We start from the raw sequence: 4,295 nt of genomic DNA on the forward strand, positions 1-4,295 counted from the left end.
GACGTCGCAATCCACACCGAACCGGAAGGCCCTCGCCTGTTTCAAGATCCCTCAGCCGAGACCTGCCTCACCCGTCCACAACCTCCCGGGACAGAACACCTAGGAGCGAGGTGCCGCGGTCTCGGCTCCGTTGAGGGTGTCCTCGGCGATGCTCTCGTGGTGCCTGATCACCTCGGCGATGATGAAATTCAGGAACTTCTCCGCGAACGCGGGGTCGAGCTTGGCGTTCTCGGCGAGGGTGCGCAGGCGGGCGATCTGGCGGGCCTCGCGGGCCGGGTCGGCGGGCGGGAGCTGGTGCTTGGCCTTGAGATGGCCGACCTGCTGGGTGCACTTGAAGCGTTCGGCGAGCATGTGGACGACGGCCGCGTCGATGTTGTCGATGCTGTCGCGCAGCCGGGCGAGCTCCTCGCGGACGGCGGGGTCGACGTCGCCGGGGGAAGTGCTGGAGGACGTGTTGCTGGTCATGAGCGCCCAGCCTACGGGGCGCCTCAGGCGGTCGTTCGTTCGATCACGGGTGGATCGTCTGGGTCTCGGGGACCTGGCTGCTCCAGCCGCCGGGGACGACGCGGCTCTGCTGGGCGCGGCAGCGGACCGGGGCCGTGCCGACGCGTCGGGTGAACAGGCGGGAGAAGTAGGCGGGGTCGTCGTGGCCGACGCGGCGGGCGACGGCGGCGACGGGTAGCTCGGTGGCGGCGAGCAGTTCCTTGGCGCGGCCCAGGCGGATGCCGAGCAGACAGTCCTTGGGGCTGCACCCGGCGCCGCGCCGTACGGCGGTGCGCAGTTCGGCGAGGGTCATGCCGTGCCGGGCGGCGTGGTCGGCGACGGTCAGCGGCAGACAGGCGTCGCGGGAGAGGGCCTTGAGCACGAGGTCACCGTCGGGGGCGAGGTCGGCACGCGCGCGACGCAGGGCGACGAGGAGTCGGACGCGGAGTATCTGCGCGGTCGGCGGGCCTGCTGCGCGAGCTCGGCGTCACGGTCCCGCTGTTCACCTCGGACGGCCCCGAGGACCACATGCTCTCCGGCGGCTCGGTCCCCGGGATCCTCGCGACGGTGAACTTCGGCTCCCACGCGCGCGTGGCCTTCGAGACGCTGCCCCGGCACCGCCCCGACGGTCCGCTGATGTGCATGGAGTTCTGGTGCGGCCGGTTCGGCCACTGGTGAAACGTACATGGCGCACGGCGGCACGAACTTCGCCGACTGGGCGGGCGCCGACCGCGGCGGCGGCGCGCTGCACGACGGACGGCTGGAGCCCGATGTGACGTCGTACGACTACGACGCCCCGATCGACGAGTACGGCCGCCCGACGGAGAAGTTCTGGGCCTTCCGGGACGTCCTCGCCGAGCACGCCGACGACCCTGTGCCCGAGGTCCCGCCCGCCCCCGCCCGGTTGGGCGCCCCGGCCGCGGCGGACCTGACCGACTGGGCGCCCCTGGCCGACGTGCTGGAGACCCTGGGCGGCGCGGAGAAGGCCGGCACGGCCCGGTCCCGCCCACGTTCGAGGAACTGGGCGTCGAACGGGGTCTGGTGCGGTACGAGGTGACGGTGCCGGGGCCGCGCCGGACGTATCCGCTGACCGTGCGCGGGCTGCGGGACCTCGCCGTGGTGTATGTCGACGGGGAGTGGGCCGGGGTGCTGACCGAGGACGACGCGTGCCTCAAGGAGCCGATCGCCGGGTACGCGCGCGTGGAGCTGTGGGTGGAGTCCCTGGGCCGGGTCGACTACGGGCCCCGGCTGGGCGAGCCCAAGAGAACCACCGGGGGTGTGCTGCACGAGCGCCAGTACTTGCACGACGTACGCGCGCGTGGGCTGCGGCTGGAAGCGCTGGACGACTTCGAGAAGGTCCGGGCGGTGCCCTCGTGGGAGCTGCCGCAGGACGGTGCCCCGGGGCTGTACCGGGGCACCGTCACCGTACGCGGCGCCGGTGACGCCTGTCTGGAGCTGCCGGGCCGGACCCGCGGCTTCGCGTGGATCAACGGCTTCGGCCTCGGCCGTTACTGGTCCACCGGCCCACAGCGCTCGCTCCACGTCCCCGGTCCCGTCCTGCGGGAGGGCGGCAACGAGGTGTGGTGCTGGAGCTGGAGGGGACGGCCGGGCCGGGGCCCGGCGAGGCGGGTGCCCCGGTGCTCCGGGCCGTCTGACGTACTGCTGGTGCGGCGGCCGCCTAGAGGGCGTTCGCCGCGCGGGCTATGTCCTTGGCGAAGGTGCTGACCTCGGTGTAGACACCGGGCACACCCGTGCGGGCGCAGCCGTCGCCCCAGCTCACTATGCCGACCTGGAGCCACTTGCCCGCGTCGTCCTTGCGGAACATGGGGCCGCCGGAGTCGCCCTGGCAGGTGTCGATGCCGCCGCTCTGCCAGCCGGCGCACAGTTCCTCCTTCGACACCAGCCGGTTCCCGTAGTGACGCTTGCACACGCGGTCGGCGACGAAGGGAACGGTGGCCTTACGGAGCTTGGTCGTGCCCGTGCCGGCCCCTTCCTGGGTGTCGCCCCATCCGGCGATCGTGAACATGCCACGGTTGTAGCGGTCCGTGGTGGCGATCTTCAGCGTCGGCTTGTCGATCGGCCGGGCGAGCTTGATCAGCGCCCAGTCCTTGCCGCTGCCGTCGTAGCCCGGCGCCACCTTGACCTTCTTCGACTTGACCTTGATCGCGGCGGAGGAGTCGAGGTCGTTGACACCAGCGGTGACGGTGATGCTGGTGTCGTTACCGGAGCCGTCCATGCAGTGGGCGGCGGTCAGGACGACGTCCTTCTTGTAGAGCGCTCCGCCGCAGCCCATGGAGAGATGGACCATGAACGGGAACTCGTTCTGCGCGGCGGGCGTTCCACCGACGACGCGGGTGGACGCGGCATTCGCGCTGAGGGGCTGGAGGGAGGCGACCGCGAGGGTGACGGCACCCACCGCCGCCGCTCTTTTGGCCAGGGTCATGCCGCTTCTCTTAGGCGAGCTCTGGGTCAACATACGTCCTCTCATGGCGTGTTGAGCGGCCCGCAGTATGAAGATCGGGTGGCATGCCTGGCAAGGACGGATCTCACGTCCCGGGCATGGAACCTCGCCGGGGAAAAACCCCTCACATCCCCGTAGAGTGGAATCGGGTTCCAGGCGTCTTGGGGGTAAGGGCGTGGCGAACGGCGGACCGGTCCAGCACGGCTTTCCGCACCTGGAGACGGTGCGGGCCTCGATCACCGCGCTCTACAAGCGGCTGTCGTACGACACCGTCCAGACGTTCGCGACCAGTGTGGTGCCGGCCGACGTGGCGTTCTGCGACACGGACGATCTGTATCTGGGTGCGCAGCGGGTGGCCCGGGAACTCGTCCGGCACTACCGCCTCCCGGACGCCCGGCTGATCGTCAGCTTCCGGGAGATGACCCACGCGGCGAACGTCGAACTCGCCGCGGGGCCCGAGTACTTCGTGGAACTGAACGACCGTTTCCGCACCCATCGGCGGGACATCGGGGCGGCCCTCGCCCACGAGGTGATGCACGTGTACCTGCACCGCCTCGGCCTGTCCTTCCCCGGCACCCGGGACAACGAGATCCTCACGGACACGGCGACGACGTATCTCGGCGCGGGCTGGCTGCTTCTCGACGCGTACCGGGAGGACTCGGCGTCCTCGCAGAAGCTGGGGTATCTGACGCCGGAGGAGTTCGGGTACGTCCTTGCCAAGCGGGCGCTGGTCTTCGCCGAGGATCCGTCGGTGTGGTTCACCAGTCCGCAGGCGTACACGGCGTATGTGAAGGGTCTGGCGGAGGCTCGGCGTGACGAGCAGCAGCCGCCGCTGACGGCTGCGGGGTGGGCGGGGCGGCGGCGGTACGCCCACGATCGGCGGCATGCTCAGGGGGATCGCGGTGCCGGTGTGCGGCCGGGGGTGCCGTACTCGTTCACGCCGGATGGGCGGGGGCCGCTGCGGGTGTCGTTCCCGTGTCCGACGTGTCAGCAGCGGATTCGGGTGCCGGTGCGGGGGCGGGTTCGGGCTCGGTGCGGGTTGTGCAGGACGGTGCTGGAGTGCGACACGTAGTGTTTCCTCGCCCCCGCCGCCCCTACCCGTCCCATCCCTGGGGGCTGCGCCCCCAGACCCCAGCTGTCGGCCCTTCGGGCCTCGTCCTCAAACGCCGGACGGGCTGAAATACCCAGCCCCTCCGGCGTTTGAGGAGCGGGGTCTGGGGCGGAGCCCCAGAAGGATGGGACGGGTAGGGGCGGCGGGGGCGAGGAACGCTTACGTGCCGTACACCGGTCCCACCACACCCGCCTCGGCCAACAACTTCCCCACCACCTCCCCCACCTCCTCCGGCATCCA

At 70.9% G+C, this 4,295-nt stretch carries 3 protein-coding genes and 2 pseudogenes; 2 read left to right on the forward strand and 3 right to left on the reverse strand.

The genetic code is table 11. The features are described from left to right. Window positions 1-99: 99 nt before the first annotated feature. Both KUM44_RS27390 and KUM44_RS27395 read right to left on the reverse strand, forming a co-directional pair. A complete protein-coding gene (locus KUM44_RS27390; protein ID WP_217212063.1) occupies window positions 100-465 on the reverse strand; it encodes a chorismate mutase in 366 nt (121 codons plus the stop codon). A gap of 23 nt (window positions 466-488) precedes the next feature. Further along, window positions 489-919 (reverse strand): annotated as a pseudogene (locus KUM44_RS27395) (helix-turn-helix domain-containing protein); the annotation flags it as partial. A gap of 20 nt (window positions 920-939) precedes the next feature. Between KUM44_RS27395 and KUM44_RS27400 the strand changes: the two are divergent. Continuing rightward, window positions 940-2,138 (forward strand): annotated as a pseudogene (locus KUM44_RS27400) (beta-galactosidase); the annotation flags it as partial. A 23-nt stretch (window positions 2,139-2,161) separates the two neighbouring features. On the opposite strand, the gene KUM44_RS27405 reads toward KUM44_RS27400, so the two are convergent. Beyond that, a complete protein-coding gene (locus KUM44_RS27405) occupies window positions 2,162-2,926 on the reverse strand; it encodes a trypsin-like serine protease (protein ID WP_217212065.1) in 765 nt (254 codons plus the stop codon). Window positions 2,927-3,119: 193 nt separating this feature from the next. Between KUM44_RS27405 and KUM44_RS27410 the strand changes: the two genes are divergently transcribed. Then, window positions 3,120-4,016, forward strand: a complete 897-nt coding sequence (locus KUM44_RS27410) for a hypothetical protein (protein ID WP_217212067.1) — start codon at window positions 3,120-3,122, stop codon at window positions 4,014-4,016. Window positions 4,017-4,295: the final 279 nt, after the last annotated feature.

The organism is Streptomyces sp. AC550_RSS872 (assembly GCF_019049285.1).
Classification (GTDB): Bacteria; Actinomycetota; Actinomycetes; order Streptomycetales; family Streptomycetaceae; genus Streptomyces.

What these genes read in the sequence shown, in the direction of transcription:
- KUM44_RS27405 (WP_217212065.1), bottom strand. Translation starts at nt 2,926, where the DNA reads ATGACCCTGGCCAAAAGAGCGGCGGCGGTGGGTGCCGTCACCCTCGCG.
- KUM44_RS27390 (WP_217212063.1), bottom strand. Translation starts at nt 465, where the DNA reads ATGACCAGCAACACGTCCTCCAGCACTTCCCCCGGCGACGTCGACCCC.